The sequence below is a fragment of the Streptomyces sp. E-08 genome (assembly GCF_049913095.1).
In the GTDB taxonomy this organism is placed as follows: Bacteria; Actinomycetota; Actinomycetes; order Streptomycetales; family Streptomycetaceae; genus Streptomyces.
The window spans coordinates 6,559,697-6,586,461 of sequence record NZ_CP183971.1 but is presented as its reverse complement, the minus strand read 5'-3'; the positions used below and the strand labels follow the sequence as shown (position 1 = coordinate 6,586,461).

Annotated in this window: 25 protein-coding genes; 14 read left to right on the top strand and 11 right to left on the bottom strand. The window is 72.3% G+C overall.

All coding sequences use genetic code 11. The annotated features are described in order from the left end of the window. Positions 1-23 precede the first annotated feature (23 nt). The 10 genes from ACN9MM_RS30285 (at position 24) to ACN9MM_RS30240 (ending at position 9,297) form a co-directional block, all read left to right on the top strand. Positions 24-1,721 carry a nitrite/sulfite reductase gene (locus ACN9MM_RS30285; RefSeq protein ID WP_426366890.1) on the top strand — a complete coding sequence of 566 codons (1,698 nt, stop codon included), beginning with the start codon at positions 24-26 and terminating at the stop codon, positions 1,719-1,721. Next, on the top strand, positions 1,718-1,897 hold the full coding sequence (locus tag ACN9MM_RS30280) for a hypothetical protein (RefSeq protein WP_426366889.1): 180 nt from the start codon (positions 1,718-1,720) through the stop codon (positions 1,895-1,897). Before ACN9MM_RS30285 ends, ACN9MM_RS30280 begins: the two co-directional genes overlap by 4 nt. Further along, positions 1,894-2,601, top strand: a complete 708-nt coding sequence (locus ACN9MM_RS30275; RefSeq protein WP_426366888.1) for a phosphoadenylyl-sulfate reductase — start codon at positions 1,894-1,896, stop codon at positions 2,599-2,601. The genes ACN9MM_RS30280 and ACN9MM_RS30275 overlap by 4 nt, the downstream gene beginning before the upstream one ends. After that, entirely contained in the window at positions 2,598-3,164 is a 567-nt protein-coding gene (gene cysC / locus ACN9MM_RS30270; protein WP_426366887.1) for an adenylyl-sulfate kinase, read from the top strand. The genes ACN9MM_RS30275 and cysC overlap by 4 nt, the downstream gene beginning before the upstream one ends. Before the next feature lie 89 nt (positions 3,165-3,253). Beyond that, entirely contained in the window at positions 3,254-4,189 is a 936-nt protein-coding gene (cysD, locus tag ACN9MM_RS30265; protein ID WP_426368862.1) for a sulfate adenylyltransferase subunit CysD, read from the top strand. After that, on the top strand, positions 4,189-5,529 hold the full coding sequence (locus tag ACN9MM_RS30260; RefSeq protein ID WP_426366886.1) for a sulfate adenylyltransferase subunit 1: 1,341 nt from the start codon (positions 4,189-4,191) through the stop codon (positions 5,527-5,529). Before cysD ends, ACN9MM_RS30260 begins: the two co-directional genes overlap by 1 nt. Before the next feature lie 207 nt (positions 5,530-5,736). Beyond that, positions 5,737-6,846, top strand: a complete 1,110-nt coding sequence (locus ACN9MM_RS30255) for an aliphatic sulfonate ABC transporter substrate-binding protein (protein WP_426366885.1) — start codon at positions 5,737-5,739, stop codon at positions 6,844-6,846. Positions 6,847-6,879: 33 nt separating this feature from the next. Beyond that, the gene (locus ACN9MM_RS30250) at positions 6,880-7,674 is read left to right on the top strand and encodes an ABC transporter ATP-binding protein (protein WP_426366884.1); all 795 of its coding nucleotides are present in this window, start codon (positions 6,880-6,882) and stop codon (positions 7,672-7,674) included. Further along, positions 7,661-8,554 (top strand): ABC transporter permease, encoded by an 894-nt coding sequence (locus ACN9MM_RS30245; protein WP_426366883.1) that lies wholly within the window; start codon positions 7,661-7,663, stop codon positions 8,552-8,554. Before ACN9MM_RS30250 ends, ACN9MM_RS30245 begins: the two co-directional genes overlap by 14 nt. Before the next feature lie 8 nt (positions 8,555-8,562). Then, entirely contained in the window at positions 8,563-9,297 is a 735-nt protein-coding gene (locus tag ACN9MM_RS30240; RefSeq protein WP_426366882.1) for a sirohydrochlorin chelatase, read from the top strand. A gap of 52 nt (positions 9,298-9,349) precedes the next feature. On the opposite strand, the gene ACN9MM_RS30235 is transcribed toward ACN9MM_RS30240, so the two are convergent. The 6 genes from ACN9MM_RS30235 to ACN9MM_RS30210 all read right to left on the bottom strand — a co-directional run bounded on the left by ACN9MM_RS30235 (position 9,350) and on the right by ACN9MM_RS30210 (position 14,466). Continuing rightward, positions 9,350-9,922: a TIGR03086 family metal-binding protein gene (locus tag ACN9MM_RS30235; protein WP_426366881.1), complete on the bottom strand. Its 573-nt coding sequence runs from the start codon at positions 9,920-9,922 to the stop codon at positions 9,350-9,352. A 60-nt stretch (positions 9,923-9,982) separates the two neighbouring features. Further along, positions 9,983-10,618: a DsbA family protein gene (locus ACN9MM_RS30230; RefSeq protein WP_426366880.1), complete on the bottom strand. Its 636-nt coding sequence runs from the start codon at positions 10,616-10,618 to the stop codon at positions 9,983-9,985. Positions 10,619-10,692: 74 nt separating this feature from the next. Continuing rightward, entirely contained in the window at positions 10,693-11,253 is a 561-nt protein-coding gene (locus ACN9MM_RS30225) for a DUF1697 domain-containing protein (RefSeq protein WP_426366879.1), read from the bottom strand. Between the two features lie 140 nt (positions 11,254-11,393). Further along, positions 11,394-12,686, bottom strand: coding sequence for an ABC transporter substrate-binding protein (locus ACN9MM_RS30220; protein ID WP_426366878.1), 1,293 nt, complete (start codon positions 12,684-12,686; stop codon positions 11,394-11,396). Then, positions 12,683-13,525: a carbohydrate ABC transporter permease gene (locus tag ACN9MM_RS30215; protein WP_426366877.1), complete on the bottom strand. Its 843-nt coding sequence runs from the start codon at positions 13,523-13,525 to the stop codon at positions 12,683-12,685. The genes ACN9MM_RS30220 and ACN9MM_RS30215 overlap by 4 nt, the downstream gene beginning before the upstream one ends. Next, a complete protein-coding gene (locus tag ACN9MM_RS30210; RefSeq protein ID WP_426366876.1) occupies positions 13,522-14,466 on the bottom strand; it encodes a carbohydrate ABC transporter permease in 945 nt (314 codons plus the stop codon). Before ACN9MM_RS30210 ends, ACN9MM_RS30215 begins: the two co-directional genes overlap by 4 nt. Before the next feature lie 136 nt (positions 14,467-14,602). On the opposite strand from ACN9MM_RS30210, the gene ACN9MM_RS30205 reads away from it, so the two are divergent. Continuing rightward, positions 14,603-15,460, top strand: a complete 858-nt coding sequence (locus tag ACN9MM_RS30205) for a phosphotransferase enzyme family protein (RefSeq protein WP_426366875.1) — start codon at positions 14,603-14,605, stop codon at positions 15,458-15,460. 47 nt (positions 15,461-15,507) lie between these two features. Next, on the top strand, positions 15,508-16,338 hold the full coding sequence (locus ACN9MM_RS30200; protein ID WP_426366874.1) for an alpha/beta fold hydrolase: 831 nt from the start codon (positions 15,508-15,510) through the stop codon (positions 16,336-16,338). On the opposite strand, the gene ACN9MM_RS30195 is transcribed toward ACN9MM_RS30200, so the two are convergent. From ACN9MM_RS30195 to ACN9MM_RS30180, 4 genes are all read right to left on the bottom strand, one after another. Further along, positions 16,335-17,060: a 3'-5' exonuclease gene (locus tag ACN9MM_RS30195; protein WP_426366873.1), complete on the bottom strand. Its 726-nt coding sequence runs from the start codon at positions 17,058-17,060 to the stop codon at positions 16,335-16,337. The two genes, ACN9MM_RS30200 and ACN9MM_RS30195, sit on opposite strands and share 4 nt — an antisense overlap. Positions 17,061-17,147: 87 nt before the next feature. Beyond that, the gene (locus ACN9MM_RS30190) at positions 17,148-18,470 is read right to left on the bottom strand and encodes an SAV2148 family HEPN domain-containing protein (protein WP_426366872.1); all 1,323 of its coding nucleotides are present in this window, start codon (positions 18,468-18,470) and stop codon (positions 17,148-17,150) included. A 121-nt stretch (positions 18,471-18,591) separates the two neighbouring features. Next, the gene (locus ACN9MM_RS30185; protein WP_426366871.1) at positions 18,592-19,947 is read right to left on the bottom strand and encodes a copper amine oxidase; all 1,356 of its coding nucleotides are present in this window, start codon (positions 19,945-19,947) and stop codon (positions 18,592-18,594) included. Between the two features lie 55 nt (positions 19,948-20,002). Continuing rightward, complete coding sequence (locus ACN9MM_RS30180) at positions 20,003-20,863, bottom strand: Tat pathway signal sequence domain protein (protein WP_426366870.1); 861 nt, start codon at positions 20,861-20,863, stop codon at positions 20,003-20,005. A gap of 138 nt (positions 20,864-21,001) precedes the next feature. Here ACN9MM_RS30180 and glgX point away from each other — a divergent pair, with 138 nt between their 5' ends. Further along, entirely contained in the window at positions 21,002-23,122 is a 2,121-nt protein-coding gene (glgX, locus tag ACN9MM_RS30175) for a glycogen debranching protein GlgX (RefSeq protein ID WP_426366869.1), read from the top strand. Here the strand turns inward: glgX and ACN9MM_RS30170 are convergent. Further along, positions 23,091-24,329 (bottom strand): MFS transporter, encoded by a 1,239-nt coding sequence (locus ACN9MM_RS30170; RefSeq protein ID WP_426368861.1) that lies wholly within the window; start codon positions 24,327-24,329, stop codon positions 23,091-23,093. The genes glgX and ACN9MM_RS30170 overlap by 32 nt on opposite strands. A gap of 90 nt (positions 24,330-24,419) precedes the next feature. Between ACN9MM_RS30170 and treY the strand changes: the two genes are divergently transcribed. Further along, positions 24,420-26,747, top strand: a complete 2,328-nt coding sequence (gene treY / locus ACN9MM_RS30165; protein WP_426366868.1) for a malto-oligosyltrehalose synthase — start codon at positions 24,420-24,422, stop codon at positions 26,745-26,747. Positions 26,748-26,765: the final 18 nt, after the last annotated feature.

Genomic DNA, 26,765 nt, shown 5'->3' with positions numbered 1-26,765 from the left:
GCAGTCCCGAAGGACAAGACGCCATGGCCGCCACCCCGGAAAACCCCACTCCCGCCGCCGCCCGCCGCAAGGCCGGGCGCCACCGTGGCGAGGGTCAGTGGGCGGTGGGGCACTTCACCCCCCTGAACGGCAATGAGCAGTTCAAGAAGGACGACGACGGTCTCAATGTACGGACACGTATTGAGACGATCTACTCGAAGCGCGGTTTCGACTCCATCGACCCCAACGACCTGCGCGGCCGCATGCGCTGGTGGGGCCTCTACACCCAGCGCAAGCAGGGTCTGGACGGCACCAAGACGGGCGTGCTGGAGCCGGAGGAGCTGGACGACGAGTACTTCATGCTCCGCGTCCGCATCGACGGCGGCCGGCTGACCACCGAGCAGCTCCGGGTCATCGGCGAGATCTCCGAGGAGTTCGCCCGCGGCACCGCGGACATCACGGACCGGCAGAACGTCCAGTACCACTGGATCCGCATCGAGGACGTCCCCGAGATCTGGAACCGACTGGAGGCGGTCGGTCTGTCCACCACCGAGGCCTGCGGCGACACCCCGCGCGTCATCCTCGGCTCCCCCGTGGCCGGCATCGCCGAGAACGAGATCATCGACGGCACCCCCGCCATCGACGAGATCCAGCGGCGGATCGTCGGCAACAAGGACTTCTCCAACCTGCCCCGCAAGTTCAAGTCCGCGGTCTCCGGCTCGCCGCTGCTCGACGTGGCCCACGAGATCAACGACATCGCCTTCGTCGGCGTGGAGCACCCGGAGCACGGTCCCGGTTTCGACGTCTGGGTCGGCGGTGGTCTGTCCACCAACCCGAAGCTCGGCGTCCGCCTGGGCACCTGGGTCTCCCTCGACGAGGTCCCCGACGTCTACGAGGGCGTCATCTCGATCTTCCGCGACTACGGCTACCGCCGGCTGCGCAACCGCGCCCGCCTGAAGTTCCTCGTCGCCGACTGGGGCCCGGAGAAGTTCCGCCAGGTCCTGGAGGACGAGTACCTGAAGCGGAAGCTGACGGACGGTCCCGCCCCCGAGCAGCCCGCGGGCCGCTGGCGCGACCACGTCGGCGTCCACAAGCAGAAGGACGGCCGCTTCTACGTGGGCTTCGCGCCCCGCGTGGGCCGGGTCGACGGCGCCACCCTGACGAAGATCGCCGAGGTCGCCGAGGCGCACGGCTCCGGCCGGGTCCGCACCACCGCCGAGCAGAAGATGCTCGTCCTCGACGTCGAGGAGGCGCAGGTCGAGTCGATCGTCTCGGCGCTGGAGGCGCTTGACCTGCGCGTCACCCCCTCTCCGTTCCGGCGCGGCACGATGGCCTGCACCGGCATCGAGTTCTGCAAGCTCGCGATCGTCGAGACGAAGGGCCGCGGCTCCTCGCTCATCGACGAGCTGGAGCGCCGCATCCCGGAGTTCGACGAGCCGCTGACGATCAACATCAACGGCTGCCCGAACGCCTGCGCCCGCATCCAGGTGGCGGACATCGGTCTCAAGGGCCAGCTCGTCCTGGACGACGAGGGCAACCGCGTCGAGGGCTACCAGGTGCACCTGGGCGGCGCGCTCGGCCTGGAGGCCGGTTTCGGCCGCAAGGTCCGCGGCCTCAAGGTCACGGCCGCCGAGCTCCCGGACTACGTGGAGCGGGTCCTCACGCGCTTCCAGGCGGAGCGCGAGACCGGCGAGCGCTTCGCGACCTGGGCGGCCCGCGCCTCCGAGGAGGCGCTGTCGTGAGCGAGCGAGCCGCACCGTTCCACTGCCCCTACTGCGGGGACGAGGACCTGCGTCCCAACGAGCAGGGTCACGGCGCCTGGGAATGCGCCGCGTGCAGTCGAGCCTTCCAGCTGAAGTTCCTGGGGCTCCTCGCCCCGGCGACTTCGGGCAACACCACTGGGAGGGAACAGATATGACGATCACTCAGGACGCGACCGCGGCCGACCTGAAGGCACTCGCCGAGCAGGCCGGCCGTGATCTGGAGGACGCCTCCGCGCTGGAGATCCTCCGCTGGGCCGTGGACACCTTCGGCGACCGCTTCTGCGTCACGTCCTCCATGGAGGACGCGGTCGTCGCGCACCTCGCCTCCCGGGTCCGCCCCGGCGTGGACGTCGTCTTCCTCGACACGGGCTACCACTTCGAGGAGACCATCGGCACCCGTGACGCCGTGGACGCCGTGATGGACGTCAACGTCATCACGCTGACCCCGCGTCAGACCGTGGCCGAGCAGGACGCCGAGTACGGTCCGAGGCTGCACGACCGCGACCCCGACCTGTGCTGCGCGCTGCGCAAGGTCAAGCCGCTGGAGGAGGGGCTCACCGCGTACGGCGCGTGGGCCACCGGCCTGCGCCGCGACGAGTCCCCGACCCGGGCGAACACCCCGGTCGTCGGCTGGGACGAGAAGCGGCAGAAGGTCAAGGTCTCCCCCATCGCCCGCTGGACGCAGGACGACGTCGACGCGTACGTCACGGAGCACGGTGTCCTCACCAACCCGCTCCTCATGGACGGCTACGCCTCCGTCGGCTGCGCCCCCTGCACCCGCCGCGTCGAGGAGGGCGAGGACGCCCGCGCCGGACGCTGGGCTGGACGCGCCAAGACCGAATGCGGGCTGCACGGATGACGGACACTCAGACACCCCAGGAGAACCACGTGACCGGTGCCACCATCTGGCTCACCGGCCTGCCGAGCGCCGGGAAGACCACCATCGCGTACGAGCTGGCCGGCCGCCTCCGCGACGAGGGCCACGCCGTCGAGATCCTCGACGGCGACGAGATCCGCGAGTTCCTCTCGGCGGGCCTCGGCTTCACCCGCGAGGACCGGCACACCAACGTGCAGCGCATCGGCTTCGTCGCCGAACTGCTCGCCTCGCACGGCGTGAAGGTCCTGGTCCCGGTCATCGCCCCGTACAACGACAGCCGCGAGGCGGTCCGCAAGCGCCACGGAGCCGAGGGCACCGCCTTCGTCGAGGTGCACGTGGCCACCCCCGTGGACGTGTGCTCCGTCCGCGACGTGAAGGGCCTCTACGCCAAGCAGGCCGCGGGCGAGATCAGCGGCCTCACCGGCGTCGACGACCCGTACGAGGCACCCGAGAACCCCGATCTGCGGATCGAGTCCCAGAACCAGACCGTGCAGGAGTCCGCGGCGCAGCTCCACGCGCTGCTCACCGAGAGGGGGCTCCTGTGAGCGACGCACGCGCGGCCGCCGGGCCGCAGGCGACCACGAAAGCCGCGCCGCTGCGCCGCGCGGGCGGAGAAGCGAACGAAGGGGGCACTGTGACCACCGTCGCCCATGCTCACGACACCACGGACAGTCCGTTCGCGCTGTCGCACCTCGACTCCCTGGAGTCCGAAGCCGTCCACATCTTCCGTGAGGTGGCGGGCGAGTTCGAGCGGCCGGTGATCCTCTTCTCCGGCGGCAAGGACTCCATCGTCATGCTGCACCTGGCGCTGAAGGCCTTCGCCCCCGCGCCGGTCCCCTTCACGCTGCTGCACGTCGACACCGGGCACAACTTCCCCGAGGTCATCGAGTACCGCGACCGGGTCGTCGCCCAGCACGGGCTGCGGCTGCACGTGGCATCCGTGCAGGACTACATCGACGCCGGCAAGCTCCGCGAGCGCCCGGACGGCACCCGCAACCCGCTGCAGACCGTCCCGCTGACCGAGGCGATCCAGCAGCACCGCTTCGACGCCGTCTTCGGCGGCGGCCGCCGCGACGAGGAGAAGGCCCGCGCCAAGGAGCGGGTGTTCTCGCTGCGCGACGAGTTCTCGCAGTGGGACCCGCGCCGCCAGCGCCCCGAGCTGTGGCAGCTGTACAACGGCCGGCACGCGCCGGGCGAGCACGTCCGTGTCTTCCCGCTCTCCAACTGGACCGAGCTGGACGTCTGGCAGTACATCGCCCGCGAGGGCATCGAACTGCCGGAGATCTACTTCGCCCACGAGCGCGAGGTCTTCGCCCGCAGCGGCATGTGGCTGACGGCCGGCGAGTGGGGCGGCCCGAAGGACACCGAGACGGTCGAGACGCGACTCATCCGCTACCGGACCGTCGGCGACATGTCCTGCACCGGCGCCGTCGACTCCGACGCCACGACGCTCGACGCCGTCATCGCCGAGATCGCCGCCTCCCGCCTCACCGAGCGGGGCGCGACCCGCGCCGACGACAAGATGTCCGAGGCCGCGATGGAAGACCGCAAGCGCGAAGGGTACTTCTAATGAGCACGTCCACCGAGCAGTTCGCCGACGTCTCGGCCACCACCCTGCTGCGTTTCGCCACCGCCGGGTCCGTCGACGACGGGAAGTCCACCCTGGTGGGCCGTCTCCTGCACGACTCCAAGTCGGTCCTCACGGACCAGCTGGAGGCCGTCGAGGCCGCGTCCATCAAGCGCGGACAGGAGGCGCCCGACCTGGCGCTCCTCACCGACGGCCTGCGGGCCGAGCGCGAGCAGGGCATCACGATCGACGTGGCCTACCGCTACTTCGCGACGCCCCGCCGGCGCTTCATCCTCGCCGACACCCCGGGGCACGTGCAGTACACCCGGAACATGGTCACCGGCGCCTCCACCGCCGAGCTGGCCGTGGTCCTGGTCGACGCCCGCAACGGCGTCGTCGAGCAGACCCGCCGGCACGCCGCCGTCGCCGCGCTGCTCCGCGTCCCGCACGTGGTGCTCGCCGTGAACAAGATGGACCTGGTCGACTACCGGGAGCCCGTCTTCGCCGCGATCGCCGAGGAGTTCACGACGTACGCCTCCGAGCTCGGCGTCCCGGAGATCACCGCGATCCCGATCTCGGCACTCGCCGGCGACAACGTCGTGGAGCCGTCCGCGAACATGGACTGGTACGGCGGCCCGACGGTCCTGGAGCACCTGGAGACCGTCCCGGTCAGCCACGACCTGACGGGCTGCCACGCGCGCTTCCCGGTGCAGTACGTGATCCGCCCGCAGACCGCCGAGCACCCCGACTACCGGGGCTACGCCGGTCAGATCGCGGCCGGTGCCTTCCGGGTCGGCGAGGAGATCACCGTCCTGCCGTCGGGGAAGACGTCGACGATCACCGGGATCGACGCGCTGGGCGAGTCCGTGGACATCGCCTGGGCCCCGCAGTCGGTGACGATCCGGCTCGCCGACGACATCGACATCTCGCGCGGCGACCTGCTCGCGCCGAGCGGCGACGCCCCGGCCACCAGCCAGGACGTCGAGGCGACGGTCTGCCACGTGGCGGACCAGCCGCTCGCCGTCGGCCAGCGGGTCCTGCTCAAGCACACCACGCGCACGGTCAAGGCGATCGTCAAGGACATCCCCTCGCGGCTGACCCTGGACGACCTGTCCCAGCACCCGAACCCCGGGCAGCTGGTCGCCAACGACATCGGCCGTGTCGTGGTCCGCACCGCGGAGCCGCTCGCGCTCGACGCGTACGCGGACTCCCGCCGCACGGGTTCGTTCCTGCTGATCGACCCGGCGGACGGCACCACGCTCGCGGCCGGCATGGCGGGCGAGTCCTTCGCCACGACCAAGGCCGTCGCCGCGGTCGAAGAGGAAGAAGGGTGGGACTTCTGACATGAACCAGGACGCTTACGCCACCTTCGCGAAGGAGGGCGGCCGGGTGGGCTCCGGCGCCCTCGGCGCCGGCATGGGAGGTGTCGCGCGATGTGCGTGCTGACCTCGATGTACCGCGCGAGCGGTACCTACCGGCTCCACCCGCTCCACCCCGAACGACATAGACGCAGACTTCGCTGAGAAGTTGAACCGAGGGGAACACCACCCGTGCCTGCCACCACCCGCACCACCCTGCGCCGCGGTCTCGCCGCCGCCGCCGCCCTGCCGCTCCTGATCGGCGCGCTCGCCTCGTGCGGCTACGGCTCCGAGACCAAGAACGACGAGAAGAAGGTGGCCGCCGAGGGCGACAAGCTCTCCGCCGACACCGTACGGCTCGGGTACTTCCCCAACCTCACGCACGCCACCGCGCTCGTCGGTGACCAGGAGGGCATCCTCCAGAAGGAGCTGGGCGGCACCAAGCTGGTCCCCACCACCTTCAACGCCGGCCCCTCCGAGATCGAGGCGCTGAACGCCGACTCGATCGACATCGGCTTCATCGGCCCCTCGCCGTCCATCAACGGCTACGTCAAGACCAAGGGCTCCAACCTCCGCATCGTCGGCGGCGCCGCCTCCGGTGGCGTGAAGCTCGTGGTCAACCCGGCGAAGATCAAGACCCTCGACGACCTCAAGGGCAAGAAGATCGCCACCCCGCAGCTCGGCAACACGCAGGACGTGGCCTTCCTCAACTGGATCTCCGAGAAGGGCTGGAAGGTCGACGCCCAGAGCGGCAAGGGCGACGTCTCCGTGGTCCGCACGGACAACAAGGTGACCCCGAACGCCTACGCCTCCGGCGCCATCGACGGTGCCTGGGTGCCCGAGCCGACCGCCTCGAAGCTGGTCAGCGAAGGTGCGAAGGTGCTGCTCGACGAGTCCGACCTGTGGCCGGACAAGAAGTTCGTCATCACCAACATCATCGTGTCGCAGAAGTTCCTGAAGGAGCACCCGGACGTCGTCGAGGCGTTCCTGCGCGGCTCGGTGAAGACCAACGAGTGGATCAACGCCAACCAGGACAAGGCGAAGGCCTCGGCCAACGCCAAGCTGAAGGCCCTCTCGGGCAAGGCGCTGGGCGCGAAGGTGATCGACGCCGCGTGGCCGTCGATCCAGTTCACCAACGACCCGCTGGCCGCCACTCTGCAGGCCCAGGCCGACCACGCGGTGAAGGCCGGTCTCCTGGAGAAGCCGGAGCTGTCCGGCATCTACGACCTGAAGCCGCTCAACAAGGTCCTGAAGGCCGCGGGTCAGCCCGAGGTCTCCGACGCCGGTCTCGGCGCGAAGTAACAGCCCGCAGCTGATCCCCAGGAGGTGACGACCATGGCCACGACCGCGACGCTCGCCAAGGCCGAGGACCGTGCGGCGGTGACCCATGCCGCCCGCATCGAGCATGTCTCCAAGTCCTTCGGCGGACCCGCCGGCGGGCAGCTCGTCCTCGACGACATCTCGCTCGATGTCGCCCCCGGCGAGTTCGTCACCCTCCTGGGTGCCTCGGGCTGCGGCAAGTCCACGCTGCTCAACCTGGTCGCCGGGCTCGACCGGCCGTCCGCGGGGTCCATCGAGACCCCCGGCGGCCGGCCGGCCCTGATGTTCCAGGAGCACGCCCTCTTCCCGTGGCTCACCGCGGGCAAGAACATCGAACTGGCCCTGCGGCTGCGCGGGGTGGCCAAGGACGAGCGGCGCCAGGAGGCCGAGCGGCTGCTCGACCTCGTCCGGCTCGGCGGCTCGTACGGCAAGCGGGTCCACGAGCTGTCCGGCGGCATGCGGCAGCGGGTCGCGCTGGCCCGCGCGCTCGCCCAGGACAGCGACCTGCTCCTGATGGACGAGCCGTTCGCCGCGCTCGACGCCATCACCCGGGACGTGCTGCACGACGAGCTGACCCGGATCTGGCGGGAGACGAAGGTTTCGGTGCTCTTCGTCACCCACAACGTGCGCGAGGCCGTGCGGCTGGCCGAGCGTGTCGTCCTCCTCTCGTCCCGGCCCGGCCGGATCGCGCACGAGTGGACCATCGACATCCCTCAGCCGCGCCGCATCGAGGACTCCGCCGTCGCGGAGCTGTCCCTCGAGATCACCGAGCACCTGCGTGGGGAGATCCGCCGCCATGGCCAGCACTGAAACCGCCCCGAAGGCACAGAAGTCCGACGACCTCGCCGGCCTCGAAGCCGGTCTGGACGCCCTCGACAGCGTGCAGATCCACCGGACCCCGGTCCGTGAGGTGCTGGTCAAGAAGGTCCTGCCGCCGGCCGTCGCCGTCGCGCTCGTCCTGGTCGTGTGGCAGCTCCTGGTGTCCCTGAAGGTCACCGACGAGTACAAGCTGCCCGCGCCGTCCGCCGTGTGGGACAGCCTGACCACGATGTGGCTGGAGGGCACGCTCCTCTCCGTCCTGTGGACCAGCGTGTCCCGGGCCCTCCTCGGCTTCCTCCTGGCGCTCGTCATCGGCACCCCGCTGGGCCTGCTCGTCTCCCGCGTGAGGTTCGTGCGCGCGGCGATCGGCCCGATCCTCGCGGGGCTCCAGTCGCTGCCCTCGGTGGCCTGGGTCGCGCCGGCCGTCCTCTGGCTCGGCCTGAACGACAGCATGATGTACGCGGTGATCCTGCTGGGCGCCGTCCCCTCGATCGCCAACGGCCTCGTCGCCGGCGTCGACCAGGTCCCGCCGCTCTTCCTGCGGGCGGGCCAGACGCTCGGCGCGACGGGCCTCAGGGGCGCCTGGCACATCGTGATGCCGGCCGCGCTCCCCGGCTACCTGGCCGGTCTCAAGCAGGGCTGGGCGTTCTCGTGGCGTTCGCTGATGGCCGCGGAGATCATCGCGTCCTCGCCGGACCTGGGCCTCGGACTCGGCCAGCTCCTGGAGAACGGCCGGAACAACATCGACATGGCGGGGATCTTCCTGGCGATCATCCTGATCCTGATCGTCGGCATCGCCATCGACCTGCTCGTCTTCAGCCCGCTGGAGCGCACGGTGCTCCGCCGCCGCGGCCTGCTCGCGAAGGGCTGAACCGGACCATGAACCGCCCCGTCCTCCTCGTGATCGCCCACGGCAGCCGCGACCCGCGGCACGCGGCGACCGTCCAGGCGCTGGTGCGCCGGGCCGGTGCGCTGCGGCCGGGGGTCCGCGTGGAGACGGCGTTCCTGGACTTCAACCTGCCCTCGGTGCCGGGGGTGCTCGACCGGCTCGCGGCGGACGGGGTACGGGACGTGGTGGCGCTTCCGCTGCTGCTGACCCGGGCCTTCCACGCGAAGGCCGACATCCCCGCCGTCCTGCGCCAGGCGCCCCCGTCCCTGAGCGTCCGCCAGGCGGAGGTCCTCGGCCCGTCGCCGCTGCTGATCGCGGCGGTGGAGCGGCGGCTGTACGAGGCCGGGCTCACGCCCGGCGACAAGAGCGCGACCGGGGTCGTCCTGGCCTCGGCGGGCTCCACAGACCCGGAGGCGATCGCGGTGATCGCAGAAACGGCGCGGGAGCTGCGGCGCACCGGTTGGTGCTCCGTGCGGCCCGCGTTCGCCTCCGCATCTCTCCCGCGCACGGAGGACGCCGTCCGGGCCCTGCGTGCGGATCGGGGCGTCCGCCGGGTGGCGGTCGCCCCGTATGTGATCGCCCCGGGCCGCCTCCCGGACCGCATCGCGGCGGGCGCGGCGGGGGCCGACGTCCTGGCGGACGTCCTGGGCCCCTCCCCCGAACTGGCCGCGCTGCTGCTGGAGCGGTACGAGGCGGCCCTCCGTCCGGTCGCCCGGACCGCCTAGGGGGCGTCTTGTCGATCACGCCGCGAGCCCGGCCTGATCGGCAAGACACCCCCTAGCTCTTCGGGTTCCGGCCGCTGATCGCCAGGGCCCGGTCGAACGCCGGGGCGTCGGCCGGGACGTCGACGACCGGGGCGAAGCCCTCGTACTGGCGGTAGACCTCGGCGTGCTCCTCGACGACGCCGAGGACGAAGACCGCCGTGTCCTCGGGGACCGTGAACTCCTGGCCCGTGGAGCGGGCCAGGTCCCAGCCGTGCAGGGCGAGTTCCTTGACGAGCAGGGAGGCGATCGTGCGGGCCGGCATCGTGACGTATCCGGTGTCGACCTCGCCGTCCCAGACGCCGGGCCGCTCCCAGGCGGCCAGGGCCCGGCCGAGCTGTGCCGCGTACGCCCCGGCCCAGTCGGTCTCGGCGGTGAAGTCCCGCTCGGTGGTCTCCTCGGGGAGCTTCGTGCGCAGGGCGCGGTGTTCGAGGCCGTGTGCGGAGTACAGGACCAGGTGGTTGGCGAGTTCGCGGACCGTCCAGTCGGCGCAGACGGAGGGGGTGCCGAGCTGGTCGGCGGTGACGGCGCGGGCGACCCGGCTCGCCTCGGCGGCGCAGACGGTGAGGTGGCTGTGGATCTCGTTCATGCCGTCGACCGTACGGAGGCCCCCGCGCCCGGTCTTGAACTTTCGCGACAGGTGTCCCCGCTAGCTGAAGTCGAGCCCTCCCGTGCGGGTGCGCTTGAGCTCGAAGAGGTCCGGGTGGGAGGCGAGGACGCGGAAGCTGTCGAAGAGTTCGGCGGCCTTCTCGCCGCGCGGGATCGCCCGCAGGACGGGGCCGAACCAGACCGTTCCGTCGACGTGGATCGTGGGGGTGCCGACGTATCCCTCGGCCTCGGGGTCCTTGCCCGCGTCGTGGCTGCGGCGGACGGCGTCGTCGTAGGAGGGGTCGTGGGCGGCAGCGGCCAGTTCCGGCGGGAGGCCGAGCTCGACGAGCGATTCGGCGACGACGGCGTCGAGGTCCTTCTGCTTCTTCTCGTGGATGCGGGTGCCGTACGCGGTGTAGAGCGGGCGCAGGATCTCCTCGCCGTGCTGTTCGGCGGCGGCCGCCGCCACCCGGACCGGTCCGATGGAGGCGTCGACGAGCTCGCGGTACCAGTCGGGCAGGGTGTTGCCCTCGTTGTGGAAGTACAGGCTCATGACCCTGAAGCGGAGGTCGATGTCGCGGTGGCGCTCGACCTCCAGGATCCAGCGGGAGGTGATCCAGGCGAAGGGGCAGGCGGGGTCGAAGTAGAAGTCGACGGTGGGGCGGTCCGTGGTGCCGGTGTGCTCGTTGCTCGTCATGGCCATGAATCTATCGGGGAGTTGGCCCGCCGCCACGGGCCATTCACCGATCGTCCGACTGGGCCACTTCGGGTTCAGTCCGTCTGTGTCATCTCGATGAGCTTGACCACCGTGTTCCAGTTCCGGGCGGTGGTGACGAGGCCCTTCACGACGGAGGGCCGGGTGATCGCCGGGGCCAGCCTCGACGTCCCGAGCCCGTCGGGGACGTACAGGTAGAGCACGCGGTCGCCGAGGGCGAACTCCTCCGGCAGGAAGGCCTCGCGGTCGATCGCCGCGAAGCGTTCGGGGGCGACCGGCCCGGAGCAGTAGAGGGCGTGGAGCTCCTTGCCCCGCAGCTCGGCGGCCGGGAAGGGGCAGGCGTCGGCGACGGCGGCGAGGTAGTCGCCGTCCCGGACGAGGCAGTCGACGCGGAAGCCGAAGCGGTCCTCGATCGCGTTCTCGATCGCGGTCCCGAGCGTGTCCTCGCCGGCGCCGGAGTCGGTGGTGAAGACGGCGTTCCCGCTCTGGAGGTAGGTGCGGACGCCCGTGTGTCCGAGGCCTTCGAGGAGGCTCCGGAGCTCCGCCATGGGGACCTTGCGATGCCCGCTCACGTTGATGCCCCGGAGCAGGAGGGCGTAGGTCTGCGTCTTCGTCATGGGGGCAAATCTAGGGGGCCACCGCGCCTCGTGGGGGGCGGCGCGGTGACCGGTTCGAACACTGTCCGATCGAGGGGTTCCGGAGAAGACCCTTCACCCATCTGTGACTTATTCAACAAGGTTTCGTAATGACGAATCCGTCATCTGCGCTGATAGCGGGCGAGGACCCGGTTGCCGTCCTCGACCAGCCGTCTGCGCAGCTCGGCACCGTCGATGGCGCCGCTGTAGTACTCCTGGAAGGCCGGGGTCGCCACCTTGTCCTTCCACTCCGGGTAGCCGCGCACCGACTGGGCGGGCGCCGGCCGCAGACGGCGCGCCACCGCGGCCCCGGTCGCCCAGCCGTCCCGCGCGGTGTGCAGGGAGGGGTCGGCGAGCGCGGCCGTGCCGGTCGGCAGCATCCAGTCGCCGCGCGCGAGCCGCACCATGTTCGCCGGGCGCAGGAAGAAGTCGAGGAACGCCGCCGCCTCCTTCTTGTGGGGGCTGTCCTCGGCGATCGACAGGGTCTGCGGGGAGACGCCCTGGGCGAGCCCCTCACTGCCGGCGGGCGCGGGCAGTACGGTCCAGTCGAAGCCCTCGGGTGCCTGCTGGGCGATCTGCTGCCGGTAGGCGAAACCCAGCGGGACCATGGCGTACTTGCCGGCGAAGAGGCCGGGCAGGGTGTCGGAGCCGCCGCTGCCGAGGGTCGTGCGCGGGGCGGTCCGGTCGGTGACGACCTGGTCGTGGACGGTGCCGGGGACGATGCCGTCGGCCTCGGTGAAGCCGATGGTCACCCGGCCGTCCGGGCCCCGGTGGAAGAGGCCGCCACCGGTCGAGACCCCGAGGTTGAGGCTGACGGAGACGGGCTCCTTGAGGGGCCAGGCGACCGCGTACCGGCCGGGGCCCATCCTCCGGGTGAGGTCCCGGGCGATCTGCCGGAACTCGCTCCAGCTCCAGGGCTTGTCCGGGGTGGGGACGCGGACGCCGGAGGACTCCAGGATCTTCCGGTTGGCGATGATCACGCGTGGTTCCTGGAGGAACGGCACGCCGTGGACGCCCTCGCCGAAGGTGGTGGTCTCCCAGCTGCGGGCGGGGATGTCGGCGCGGAGCCGTGCGGAGAGGAGCGGGCGGAGGTCGGCGAGTCGGCCGCCGTAGGCGAAGTCGGCCAGGTCGTCGGAGGCGTCGTGGATGATGTCGGGCGCCTCGCCGCCCTCGAAGGAGGTGAGGAGCTGGTCGTGGACGGAGTCCCAGCTGCCCTGGACGTACTCGACCTGGACGTCGGGGTGGGCGGCGTTCCACTCCTTCACCAGCTGCCGGTTGGCGTCGACGGACTCCTTCTGCCAGGCGAGCGACTGGAAGCGGAGCCGTACGACACCGTCGTCGGGGCCGTCGTCGCCCGCGGTGCAGCCGGTGAGGAGGAGCAGGAGCACGGCGGCGAGGGCGAGGAACCGTCTCATGACTTCACCGCCCCGGCGAGCATCCCGCCCGTGATGCGTCTCTGGAGGATGCCGAAGACGACGAGGGACGGCAGGGTGGCGAGGAAGGCCGCGGCGGCCAGCGGGCCGAGGTCGGCGACGCCCTCGGCGCCGAGGAAGTGGGTGAGGACGACCGGAAGGGTCTGCTTCTCCGGGGTCTTGAGCAGGACGAGCGCGAAGAAGAACTCGTTCCAGGCGGTGACGAAGGCGAAGAGCGCGGTGGCGACGATGCCCGGGACGAGCAGCGGGGCGGTGACCGAGACGAGCGTACGGATCCGGCCGGCGCCGTCGACGGCCGCGGCCTCCTCCAGCTCGCCCGGGACGGCCCTGACGTACCCCATGAGCATCCACAGGGCGAAGGGCAGCGACCACACCACGTAGACCAGGACGAGACCGGCGACGCTGTTGACCAGGTGCAGGCTCTTGAGGACGAGGAAGAGCGGGATGATCACGAGGACGAAGGGGAACGCCTGGCTGATCACCACCCAGCCGGTGGCGGCCCCGGCGAGCCGGCCCCGGTGGCGGGCGGTCACATAGGCGAGCGGGGTCGCGACGGCCACCGCGATCACGGCGGCGCAGACCGCGGCGAGCAGGCTGTTGGCGGCGGCCCTGAGCAGCGGCTGCTCGTCGAAGGCCTGCCGGAAGTTGTCGAGGGTGGGGTCCTTCGGGATCCAGGTGGGGTGCAGCGAGGCAAGCTCGGGGGCGGGCTTGAAGGCGGTGGAGACCAGCCAGAGGAAGGGGACGGCGAGGAAGACCAGGTAGGCGAGGAGGGCCAGGTACTGGCCCGCCCGCGCGGGCCCGCTCGTCCGGAGGGCGCTCACCGGTCCTGGTCCCCTTTCAGACGGCGTACGAGGGAGAGGGCGATGAGCACCGAGACGGCGGCGACCATCACGCAGCCCATCGCGGCGGCGTAGCCGAACTGCCCGTACCGGAAGGCCTCTTCGTAGGCGAAGAGCATGGGGAGCCGGGTGCGGCCGCCCGGTCCGCCGTTGGTCAGGACGTAGACCAGGGCGAAGGAGTTGAAGTTCCAGATGAGGTTGAGGGCGGTGATGGCGAGGGCCACCGGCCGCAGCGCGGGCCAGGTCACGGCGCGGAAGCGGCGCCAGGCGCCGGCGCCGTCGAGGGCGGCGGCCTCGTGGAGTTCGCGCGGGGTGTTCTGGAGTCCGGCGAGCAGGGCGACGGTGGTCTGCGGCATGCCGGCCCAGACGCCGACGACGATGACGGCGGGGAGGGCGGTGGCGAGGCCGGAGAGCCAGTCGTGGCCCTCGCCGAGGCCCAGGCTCCGGAGGGTCTCGTTGAGGATGCCGGCGTCGGGGTTGTAGACGAGCCGCCACATGATGCCGACGACGACCTCCGGCATCGCCCAGGGGATGAGGGCGAGCGCACGGGCCAGCCAGCGGAAGCGGAGGTTCTGGTTGAGCAGCAGGGCGAGGCCGAGGGCGAGCAGGAACTGCGGGACGGTCACCCCGACGGCCCAGACCGCGCCGATGCGGAACGAGTCCCAGAAGAGGGTGTCGTGCAGCAGGTCCTGGAAGTTGAGGGTGCCGACCCACCGGGTGGCCTGGGTCCGGCCGGACTGGGCGTCGGTGAAGGCGAGCGCGATGCCGTAGAGGAGCGGGCCGACGCTGAGGACGAGGATCGGCAGGAGCGCCGGGAGCACCAGGAACCAGGCGCCGAGATCGGGGCCGCGCGGCCGTGCCCCGGAGGCGGCGCGCGGTGTGCGCGCCCGGCCGGGCTGCCTGGTCGCGGTCACCGAGCTCACGCGTCGCCCCCGTCCACCGCCGCCGTCCGGAATCCCGCCATGGTCCTGACGGCGCGTCGGCCCGTCAAGGCGATGGGCGGGGTGAGCTGCGCGGATGGGAGACTTTGGCGCGAAAGTGCGCTGGAGGGAGAGGTCGATGGACGAGGCGAGAGCACGGGAGATCCTGGCGGCGGCGGGCCTGCCGGCCGGGGAGGCGCGGCTCCTGGCCCTGGGCGAGAACGCGGTCTTCGCGGTGGGCGACCTGGTGGTGAAGGCCGGCCGGGACGCGGAGCTGTTCGAGCGGGCCGAACGGGAGCTCGCGCTGGCGTCCTGGCTGGAGGAGGCCGGGGTACCGGCGGTCCGGGCCGCCGAGGAGAAGCCGCTCCTGGTGGACGGGCATCCGGTGACCGTCTGGCACCGGCTGCCCGAGGCGGTGCGGCCCACGGAGCCGCGCGATCTGGCCCCGCTGCTGCGGGCCGTCCACGCCCTGCCCGAGCCGACGGGGTTCACGCTCCCGCGCCGTGAGCTGCTCGGCGGGGTCGAGCGGTGGCTGCGGCTCGCGGGGGACGCGATCGATCCGGCGGACGCGGCGTTCCTGCGGGAGCGGCGCGATTCCTTCGCCCCGGCGGCGGCGGCGCTCACTCCGCACCTGCCCCCGGGCCCGATCCACGGGGACGCCCTGCCCCGGAACGTCCACGTCGGCCCGGACGGCCCCGTCCTGGTGGACCTGGAGACCTTCTCCTCGGACCTGCGTGAGCACGACCTGGTGGTCCTCGCCCTCTCCCGGGACCGGTACGGCCTGGACCCGGCGGCGTACGAGGCCTTCACCGGGGCGTACGGCTGGGACGTCCGGGAGTGGGAGGGCTGCGCGGTGCTGCGCGGCGCGCGGGAGACCGCGAGCTGCGCGTGGGTGGCCCAGCACGCCCCGGTGAACCCGAAGGCACTGGCCGAATTCGAGCGCCGGGTGGCCTCCCTGCGCGAGGGCGACGCCGAGGTGCGCTGGTATCCGTTCTGACATCATGACCCCCGTCGCGAACAGGACCATGAGAACGGGGTGTTGAGATGCGGGTACAGCTGTCCGAGGTGGCCCTCGACGTCGAGGTGAGCGGGGAGGGGCCGGCCGTGCTGCTCCTGCACGGCTTCCCCGACAGCCGTGAGCTGTGGCGGCATCAGGTCGCGGCGCTGAACGACGCCGGTTTCAGCACGGTCGCGCCCTCGCTGCGGGGGTTCGGCGCCTCGGAGCGGCCCGAGGGCGGGGTCGGGGCGCACCACCCGGCCAAGCACGTCGGCGACGTGATCGAGCTCCTGGCGTACCTCGGGATCGACCGCTTCCACCTGGTCGGTCACGACTGGGGTTCGGGCATCGCGCAGGGCGTGACGCAGTTCCTGCCGGATCGGGTGCGGAGCCTGAGCATCCTGTCCGTGGGCCATCTGGCGTCGGTCCGCTCGGCCGGCTGGGAGCAGAAGCAGCGCTCCTGGTACATGCTGCTGTTCCAGCTGACCGGGCTCGCCGAGGACTGGCTCGCGCGGGACGACTTCGCGAACCTGCGGGAGATGCTGGGCGAGCACCCGGACGCGGAGGCCGTGATCGAGCCGCTGCGTGCGCCGGGCGCGCTGACGGCGGCGCTGGACATCTACCGCGCGGGTCTGCCGCCGGAGGTCCAGTTCGGCCCCGACGTGCCGGCGGTGCCGCTGCCGGAGTCCGTGCCGGTGATGGGTGTCTGGTCGACCGGCGACCGGTTCCTCACGGAGCGCTCGATGTCCGGTACGGCCGAGTACGTCGCGGGCCCCTGGCGCTACGAGCGCGTCGAGGACGCGGGGCACTGGCTCCAGCTCGACCAGCCGGAGAAGGTCAGCGAGCTGCTGCTCTCCTTCCTCAAGGAGAACGGCTAGCCGGCCACCGCGACGGCCGGGCGCAGGGGCCACGTGGAGTCGACGACCGCCTCCGCGTCGCCCTTGCGGCGCAGGAAGTCCTGGAAGTTCTCGGCCCAGGCGCGGTACCAGCCGATCTGCCGCTCGTGCAGTTCGGCCGGGTCGAGGCCGGCGACCCCGGGGTGCCGCTCGGCTATCGCGACGGCGACCCGGACGGCGGCGAGCGCGTCGGCGGCGGCCTGGTGGGCGGCTTCGAGGACCACGCCGTACTCCCCGCAGACCGCTTCCAGGGTCCGCTTGCCGCGCCGGTAGCGGTCGACGGCCCGGTCGATGGTGTACGGGTCGACGACGGGGCCGATGGCCGTCCCGCCGAGCCGCTCCTCCAGGGAGGGCAGGCCGTGGCGGCGCAGTTCGGCGGCGAGGAGGGTGAGGTCGAAGGAGGCGTTGTACGCGACGACGGGGACGCCGTCCTCCCAGTACGCCGCGAGGGTTCTCGCGATCTCGTCGGCGACCTCGCGGACCGGCCGGCCCTCGGCCGCCGCGCGCTCGGTGCTGATGCCGTGGATCGCGGACGCCTGCTCCGGGATGCGGATGCCCGGGTCGGCGAGCCAGTCCCGCCGCCGTACGACCTGTCCGCTCCCGTCGACCTCGACGATCGAGGCCGTGACGATACGGGCCTCCAGCGGTTCGGTGCCGGTCGTCTCCAGGTCGAAGCCGACCAGCGTGTCGCCGTGCCAAGCCATCGGGTCCTCCTTACGTGATCTCCCCCGTGGTGCTGACCACCCTCGCACGCACCACTGACAACGCCTCCGGCTCCCCCTGGCGGGAGGTCAGGAGACGGGCCGGGAGTCGAGCCAGACCGACTCGAACTCCTCCCGGTATGTCTCGAAAAGTCCGTGATCTCCGTCACGGGACGGCTGCCCGTGCCGGACCACGTTCCGTCCGCCGCCGCGCAGGACGAGGACCGGGGCCTCCATGCCCCGGGCCCGGCGCAGATAGGACTGGACGACGCCGACCCCGTCCGGCCCGTCGCCGTCGACGAGGTACGCGGTGAAGCGGGGGGTCTCGTCGAAGACGTGGATCTGGAAGGCGCCCGGGTCGCGGAGCTTGGACCGCACCCGGCGCATGTGCAGGATGTTCATCTCGACCGAGCGGCTCAGCTCGCCCTTCTTCAGGCCGAGTTCCCGCTCGCGGCGCTTGACGGCGCTGCTCGCCGGGTTGAGGAAGAGGAGCCGGGTGCGGCAGCCGGACTCGGCGAGCCGGACCATGCGGCGGCCGGAGAAGTTCTGCACGAGCAGATTGAGACCTATGCCGGTGGCGTCGAGGCGGCGGGCCCCGCCGAAGAGGTCCTCGGCGGGCAGCTGCCGCTGGAGCCGGACCCGGTCGGGGTGGACGGAGACGACGTCCGCGTACCGGTCGCCGACGAGGTCCTCGACGGCGTCCACCGGCAGCCGGTCGGCGGACGGCACCCCGGCCCCGCTGCCGAGGATCTCCAGGATGCGGGCGGAGGCCCGCTCGGACTGGGCGAGGACGGTCAGCGAGAGCGCCCGGTTGCGGGAGACCACGTTGCGCGTGACCTCCAGCTCGTCGAGGGCGAGCTCGACCTCGCGCCGGTCGTCGAAGTAGGGCTCGAAGCAGGGCCAGTGCTGGACCATCAGTTCGCGCAGCTGGGGCAGCGTGAGGAAGCTCAGCACGTTGTCGTCGGCCGGGTCGAGCAGGTAGCCCTTGCGCCGGGAGACCTCGCGGACGGCGACCGCCCGCTGGACCCATTCCTGGCCGGCCGGTCCGGCCGCGGCCACCACCCACTCCTCGCCGTGCACCGGTTCGTATACGGGCCGCAGGACGGCGGCGACCACGGCCCGCAGCCGCTGTTCGACGAGGTTCAGCCAGATGTAGGCGCGGCCGGCGCGCTGGGCCCGGGTGCGGACCTCGCTCCAGGCCTCGGGGCCCCAGTCGAGCTCCGCCCCGATCTCCACCGGCCGGCCGACGGTGACCGTGCCGGGCGGCACGACCGTGCCCGGCGGCAGGACGATGCCCGGCGGTGCGGCCGCGCCCGGCGGTGCGCCCGCTCCGGGCGGCGCCTCTGCGGGGTCGGCCGGACCCCCCTCGTGACCCGCGTCACCTGGGGGCAGCTCAAGACCTCCCGAGCTCACCCGCGCACCGCCTTCTGCTCCCGGACACCCGTTCCGGCGGACAGGATGACCATGTGACAACGATCAAGGAAGGGTACTCCGCGAGCGGGAGGCGGTGCAGCAGGATCGTCAGGCTGCTTCCTCAACTCCCCAGATCGGGCTGCCCGTTCTGGGAGGCGAGATCAGCCGGAGTGAGCGGATTCATAGCGGTTACGTCCCTGGGTGCCAGCTGGAAGCCCTGCCAGTGGACGGGCATCGGCTGCTGGTCCTCGTCCCGGGCTATGTGGTGGAACCCGATGTTGACCCACACGGAAGGCTGAGTCAGCGTCTCGCCGTTGACCCACCTGTCGACGCTGTCGCCGGCGCCCGCCGCGCAGTTGCCGATGTTGTTGCTCGCGAACTTCTCGCAGGCGCGGGCCTGGGTGAAGTACACGTCGTGCTTGGTGAATCCGCGACCCGCGTGGGTGTCGGTGTGGCCCGGCACGATCTCGTACGAGCGGGCGTGGCCGTCGGCGTTCTTGCCGGTGCCGCTGACCACCCGCCACCAGCGCATGTTCTTCGCGTCACCGGCGAGCTCCTTGGTGACGACGGTGCGCTTGGTCTTCACGGTGGGTCCGCCGCCGCCGGTGGGCGCGGTGACGGTGGAGTCGAACTGCTCGACCCGGTCCTTGGCACCGTCGAGACCGAAGTCGAGCTTCCAGAACACGTTGTGGGCGTGGCTGGTGGCGTAGCCGCGGGCGCCCTTGCCGAGGGGCCAGCCCCGTCCGTCGGTGGCGTTGTAGTCGACGGGCGAGAGGCTGCCGGTGGCACCGACGTTGGCGCCGATGGTGCCGTCGGCGGTGAAGCGCCACTCGGTGATGTACTCGTACCAGCCGACCTTGTTGACGGTGTAGACGAGCAGGTCCTTGGCCTGGGCCTGCCAGACCTTGGAGCCGTTGTCGCTGGCCATGCGGTACGCGTGCCCGCGCGCCCGCGTGGTGGTGCACAGGCCCTTGACGTCGCCGACCTCGGCCACCTTGACGGTGGTGAGGGTGCCGCCGGGGCACTCGGCCGGCTTGAGGTTCTGCAGGCCGTAGCCGAATCCGGCGCCGGTGAGGTCGTCGTACTCGGCGCCGCCGTCGTCGTAGGGCACGTGGATCTGGGCGAGCCGGGCGCTGGTGAGGACCTTGATCGGGGCGGTGGCGCCCGGCGGCTGGTACGTGATCCGGTCGAGCGTCAGCCCGGCGTCGGTGTCGTAGCGCCAGCACATGCGCCAGGTGGTGCCGCCGTCGAGCTTCTGCGTGATGCGGTACGCGGCGGAGCAGTCGGGTGTGGCGGGCGCGGGCGCGGCCGCGCGCGCCGGGGCCTGCGGGGTGGTCGCGGCGGTGGCGCCGGTCGCGGGTCCGGCGGCGGCCGTGGCGGTGCCGAGCAGGGCGGCGGCGGTCAGGACGGCGCCCCGCGTGCGCGTGGACCGGCCTCGCCGGGCCTGCGGGCCGCTCGGGTGGGACTGGGTGGACATGGAGACGTACTCCCTCGTACGTGTCGTGAAGCTGCGGAGAGGGGCCGGGGCGTGGTCAGCCGACCTTGGTGACGGTCCTCGCGGAGAGGTCGACGATCAGGTTCCGGGTGTCGATCCAGGCTCCGTTGAGGACCTTGGTGACGAGCCGGACGCACCGGTGCTCCCCGCAACGGGAGAGCTGCGCGGGCACGTTGGCCTCGCGGTAGGTGCGGTAGACGTCGCCGTTGAACCACAGCTGCCCGGTGGAGGTGAGCTCCTTGCCGGTGGCGTCCTTGTAGTCCTCCTTGACGCCCTTGCCGAGCGGGCTCGCGAGGATCAGCTCCAAGGCCTCGCGCAGCTCCTCGGGGTGGGCGGAGGGCTGGACCCCGCGCTGCGCGCCGGACTTCTCGACCTTGCCCGTGTCGAGGTTGACGGTCTTCGTGATGAGCTCGTCGCGCCCGTAGTCGTAGAGACGGACCTCGGCGCGCCGCGTCCTGTCCCCCGGCAGCGGATCGGCGAGCCGGGTGCCGAGGCGCTGCGGTCCCCGGCCGCCGGTGACGTCCTGCTGGGCGGAGGCGGCGGGCGGGGTCAGCGCCAGCGACTCGGCCCGTGCGAGCTCGTCGTCGGTGAGCGGGTCGCTGCCGACGCCCTTCTTCCCCTCGGCCGCCGCCGGGACCACGGTGGCCGGCTGCGGCGCGGGCCCCTGGGCCTGCTCGCCGGGCTGCCCCTGTCCGGAGGCGCCGGCCGCGGCGCCCCCGGCCGTCGTGCCGGCCTCTCCGGCGACACCCACGGCCCCCCTTGCCCTGGCGGCCCCGGCGGGCCCTTCCGCTCCCGCCTGGCCCGGCAGGGTGATCGCGACGGCGACGGCGGTTCCCGTCACCGCCATGGCCGCTCCGGCCACCACCTTCCCCAGGTGGCGGCGCACTATTTCGTACACACTTCCCCCTCAATCCCCCTCTTGTTCTGCGGTCACCCGGTAGGACGGGCCGAAGTCCTAGGTGGTTGCCCCTCTTTCGGGCAGGATCTGGCCGAAGAAGACCTACAAAACCCGGACAGAAGAGGAAGAGTCGTATCCATGCAGGTCTGGCCGGGACAGGCGTACCCCCTGGGCGCCACCTATGACGGAGCGGGAACCAACTTCGCGGTCTTCTCGGAGGCCGCCCACAGGATCGAGCTGTGTCTGCTGCACGACGACGGCTCGGAGACGGCGGTGGAGCTGCGCGAGACCGACGCGTTCGTGCGGCACGCCTATCTGCCGGGCGTGATGCCCGGCCAGCGGTACGGGTTCCGGGTGCACGGCCCGTACGCGCCGGAGCGCGGGTTGCGCTGCAACGCGGCGAAGCTGCTGGTCGACCCGTACGCGCGCGCGGTGTCGGGCCGGGTGCGGTGGGGGGAGGCGGTGTACGGATACCCGTTCGGGCGGCCGGACGCGCGCAACGACCTCGACTCGGGCCCGCACACGATGACCTCGGTCGTGGTCAACCCGTACTTCGACTGGGGCGACGACCGGCGGCCCCGCACCGAGTACCACCACACGGTGATCTACGAGGCCCACGTGAAGGGCCTGACGATGCTGCACCCGGACCTTCCGGAGGAGCTGCGCGGGACGTACGCGGGGCTCGCGCACCCGTCGGTCATCGGCCATCTGAAGGAACTGGGCGTCACCGCGCTCGAACTGATGCCCGTGCACCAGTTCGTGAACGACCACCGGCTCGTGGACGCGGGGCTCTCCAACTACTGGGGCTACAACACGATCGGCTTCTTCGCCCCGCACAACGCCTACGCGTCCTGGGGCGACCGCGGCCAGCAGGTCCTGGAGTTCAAGTCGGCGGTCAGGGCGCTGCACCAGGCGGGCATCGAGGTCATCCTCGACGTGGTCTACAACCACACCGCCGAGGGCAACCACCTGGGTCCGACGCTCTCCATGCGGGGCCTGGACAACCCCTCGTACTACCGGCTCGCGGACGACCCCCGGTACTACACGGACACGACCGGCACCGGGAACTCGCTGCTCATGCGCTCCCCGCACGTGCTCCAGCTGATCATGGACAGCCTGCGGTACTGGGTGACCGAGATGCACGTGGACGGATTCCGCTTCGACCTGGCGGCCACCCTGGCCCGTCAGTTCCACGAGGTGGACCGGCTTTCCTCCTTCTTCGACCTGGTGCAGCAGGACCCGGTCGTGAGCCAGGTGAAGCTGATCGCCGAGCCGTGGGACGTGGGCGAGGGCGGCTACCAGGTGGGCAACTTCCCGCCGCTGTGGACCGAGTGGAACGGCAAGTACCGGGACTGCGTGCGGGACCTGTGGCGCGGCGAGCCGCGCACGCTCGCCGAGTTCGCCTCGCGGCTGACCGGCTCCTCCGACCTGTACCAGGACGACGGGCGGCGGCCGCTCGCCTCGGTCAACTTCGTGACCTGCCACGACGGTTTCACCCTCCGCGACCTCGTCTCGTACAACGACAAGCACAACGAGGCGAACGGCGAGGGCAACCGGGACGGCGAGAGCTACAACCGCTCCTGGAACTGCGGGGCCGAGGGCGAGACCGAGGACGTCGGGATCACGGAGCTGCGCGCCCGCCAGACGCGCAACTTCCTCGCCACCCTGATGCTCTCGCAGGGCGTTCCGATGCTCAGCCACGGCGACGAGTTCGGGCGGACCCAGGGCGGCAACAACAACGCCTACTGCCAGGACAACGAGGTCTCCTGGGTGCGGTGGCCGAAGGAGAACAGCGAGGCGGAGGCCACGCTGCTGCGCTTCACGCGCGCGATGGTGCGGCTGCGCCGGGACCATCCGGTCTTCCGGCGCCGGCGCTTCTTCCACGGCCGGCCCGTGGAGGGCACCCACGACGAGCTGACCGACATCGCCTGGTTCACGCCCGAGGGCGAGGAGATGACCTCCCGCGACTGGCAGGCGGCGCACGCCCAGGCGCTGACCGTCTTCCTCAACGGCAACGCCATCTCGGAGCCGGGGACGCAGGGCGAGCGGATCGCCGACGACTCGTTCCTGCTGATGTTCAACGCCTCGTCGAAGGAGCTGGAGTTCGCCGTCCCCGACAGCCACGGGCGGTGCTGGCGGATGGTGGTGGACACCTCGGACCCGGAGGGCATGCCGCCGCAGGAGGGCCCGGAGCTCGCGGGCGGGGAGCGGGTGACGCTCGCGCCGCTCAGCCTGACCGTTCTGCGCCGACCGGCGTGAGCGCGGACCCCGGCCGCACGGGGGCCGTCACCCGCACCGTCCAGGACAGCGCCGCGCAGGCCGCGGCCGCCCCCACCGCCACCGCGAAGGCGGCGGGGGCGCCCCGGCCCTCGGCGAGCCGGCCGGAGACGGCGAGCGCGAGGGCCTGGCCGCCGACGATCCCGCTGGTGAGGAAGGCCATCGACTCGGCGAGCCGGGTGGCGGGCACGGTCCGCTCGGTGAGGCCGAAGACGGTGATCAGGTGCGGGGCGTAGGCGGCGCCGAGGACGGTCACGACCGCGTACAGCGCGCCCAGGGAGCCGACGAACAGCAGCGGTACGGAGAGGACGACGAGCGCGGTGGTCGCGACCCGCCAGCGGGTCGCGAGCCCGATGCGGGCGGGCACGGCGGCCATGGACAGTCCGACGGCGGCGCTCATGACGCCCATGGCCGCGTAGACGAGACCGGCCTGGGCGGGCGCGCCGAGCTCCTCGGTGAGGGCGGTGATCCCGGCCTGCGAGGCGCCGAACAGGGCGCCCTGGAGGACCATCGTGCCGCGCAGGGCGTACGCGGATCCCGGCAGCCGCGTCCGTTCGGCGGCACTCGTACGGGTGGATGCCCCGGGCGCTTCGGAGGTGGTGGCCCGGGCCGTCGGGTGGAGGGAGAAGGCCGTTCCGCAGACGGCGAGCAGCAGTGCCGCCAGGAGCAGCGCGGCGGCCGGGTGGGCGACGGCGGCGGCGAGACCGACGAGGGCCGGGCCGAGGACGAAGGAGACCTCGTCGAGGGTGCCCTCGAAGGAGAGCACCGTGCCGACGAGCCGGTCGTCCGCGCCGGAGCGGCGGGCGAGGGCCACGGAGCGGGTCCGGGCGAGCGGCCCGACCTGCGGGACGGTGGCCCCGGCGAGCGCGCCGAGCACCATGAGCAGGCCGGTCGTCGCGCCGGCGAGGGCGGCGAGGACCAGGGCGGTGACGGCGACGGCGTTGGCGAGCGAGGCGGCGAGGACGACCCCGCGCTGGCCGTGCCGGTCCGCGAGACGCCCGATGACGGGCCCCGCGACGGTCTGTCCTGCCGCGAGCGCGCCGCCCGTGAGGCCGGCGGTGGCGAGCGAGCCGCTCGTCTCGGCGACCAGGAGGAGGCTGCCGAGCTGGCACATGGCGGTGGGCAGCCGGCCGAGGAACGAGACGACCGGCAGGGCCGGTCCGAGCAGGGACAGCGTGTCGCGATACATCCGAAGCATCACGCGAACGTAACGCGATGCACTCGAACGGGTGCATGGGGCGATGACACAGAAGCCCTCCGGCGGGGTACGTACGTTCGCATGACGCCCAATCCACCCACCTCGACGTACCGGATCCAGCTCCAGCCCGAGTTCCCCTTCGCGGCCGCCGAGCGCGCCGTGCCGTACCTGGCCGGCCTCGGGGTCTCGCATCTGCACCTCTCCCCCGTCCTGGAGGCGGTGCCCGGCTCGGCCCACGGCTACGACGTCACCGACCACCGGTCCGTGCGGGCCGAACTGGGCGGCGAGGAGGGGCTGCGGGCCCTCGCGGCGACCGCCCGGACGCACGGTCTCGGGCTCGTCGTGGACCTGGTGCCCAACCACATGGCGGCCTCCCCCCGGCACAACCACGCGCTGCGCGCCGTGCTCCGCGAGGGCCCGGACTCGCCGTACGCCCGCTGGTTCGACATCGACTGGCGGGCCGGGGACGGCCGGGTGCTGCTCCCGGTGCTGCCCGCGCGGCTCCCCGAGGTGCGGGACCGGTTCCGGGTCTCGGGCGGGTCCCTGCACCTGAACGGCCAGGAGTTCCCGCTCCGGGCGGGCACCGAGGACCTGCCGCTGGACGAGCTGCTCGACGCGCAGTGGTACCGGCTCGGCTGGTGGCGGCTCGCCCGCACCGAGCTCGGCTACCGCCGGTTCTTCACCGTCTCGGACCTCATCGGGGTGCGGGTGGAGGACCCCGGGGTGTTCGCGGCGAGCCACGCGAAGATCGTGGAGCTGGTCGCGGACGGGGTGGTCGAGGGGCTGCGCATCGACCACCCGGACGGACTGGCCGACCCGCAGGGCTATCTGGAGGACCTGGCGGCGGCGACCGGCGGGCGCTGCTGGACGGTCGTCGAGAAGATCCTCACGGGACCGGAGACGCTGCCCGCGGCCTGGCCGGTCGCGGGCACCACCGGGTACGACGCGCTGCGCCGCCTCGACGGCGTCTTCACCGACCCGGTGGGAGCCGACGAACTCGCGGACGTGTACCGGGAGTTCGTCGGCAGCACCGGGGACCGGGGCGGTCACTGGGAGGCGACCGAGCGGCGCGCGGCCTACGAGGTGGTCACCCATGACCTGGCCGCGGAGACGGCCGCGCTGACCCGGATCGCCGTACGGATCTGCGCCGACGACCCGGCCCTCCGGGACCACGCCCCCTGGGCGCTGCGCACCGCGGTCCGGGAGCTCCTCGTCCGGGTCCCGGTCTACCGCCCCTACCGGACCGGCGGCGAGGAGGTGCTGACCCCGGAGGCGGCGCGCGGCGCGAAGGCGGCGTTCGCGGTGCCGGAGGAGGCGACGGCGGTCGACACCGTACGGGAGCTGGCGCTCGGGACGCGCGGCGACGGGCCCGAACACCGGGCGTTCCGCGCGCGGTTCGCGCAGACCTCGTCCGCGCTGCGGGCCAAGTCCGTGGAGGACACCGCCTTCTACCGGTACACCCCGCTGCTCTCGGCGAACGAGGTCGGCGGGGACGCGGGCCGCCCGGCGGTGCCGGTGGACGAGTTCCACGCGTACTGCCTGCGGATCGCCCGGGACTGGCCGGCCACCGGCACCGTGCTCTCCACGCACGACACCAAGCGCAGCGCGGACGTCCGGGCGGCGATCGCGGTGCTCGCCCAGTGCCCCGAGGTGTGGGCGGAGCTCCTGGCGGAGGTCGCCGGGGTGCCCGCGCCCGACCCGCACGTGGCGTGGACGGCCTGGCAGACGGCCTTCGGCTTCGGGACCCCGGACCCGGACCGGCTGGGCCCGGCGATCCTCAAGTCCGTGCGGGAGGCGGGGCTCCGGACCAGCTGGACGGAGCCGGACGAGGAGTACGAGCGGGCCGTGGCCGCGTTCGCGGCGGCCGGGCCCGGCCGGATCCCGCTGCGGACGGCCTCGGAGGCGGCCTTCGCCCTGGAGCCGCACATCCGGGCGCACGCGCTGGGCGCCGCGCTCGCGCAGCTGACGATGCCGGGGGTGCCGGAGCTGTACCAGAACACGGAGCGGGAGTACCGGGCACTCGTCGACCCGGACAACCGGGCGCCGTTCACGGTCGGCCCGGACGACGAGCGGACGGCGCTGGTCCGGGCGGCGCTCGGGCTGCGGCGCGCGCACCCGGAGGCCTTCGGGCCCGGCGGCACGTACGTCCCGCTGGCGGCGGAGGGTCCGGCGTCCGCGCACTGTCTGGCCTTCGCCCGCTCCGGCCGGGTGATCACGGCCGTCACCCGGCTCTCCCTGCGGCTCGCGCAGGCGGGCGGCTGGCAGGACACGGAGCTGGTGCTGCCCGAGGGGCGCTGGACCGACGCGCTCGACGGGGTGAGGGAGTTCACGGGCGGCCCGGCGACGGAGGTGAAGCTGGCGGAGCTGTTCGCGGAGCGGCCGGTGGCGCTGCTCGCCCGGGTGGAGTGAACCACCGTTCCACCCCGT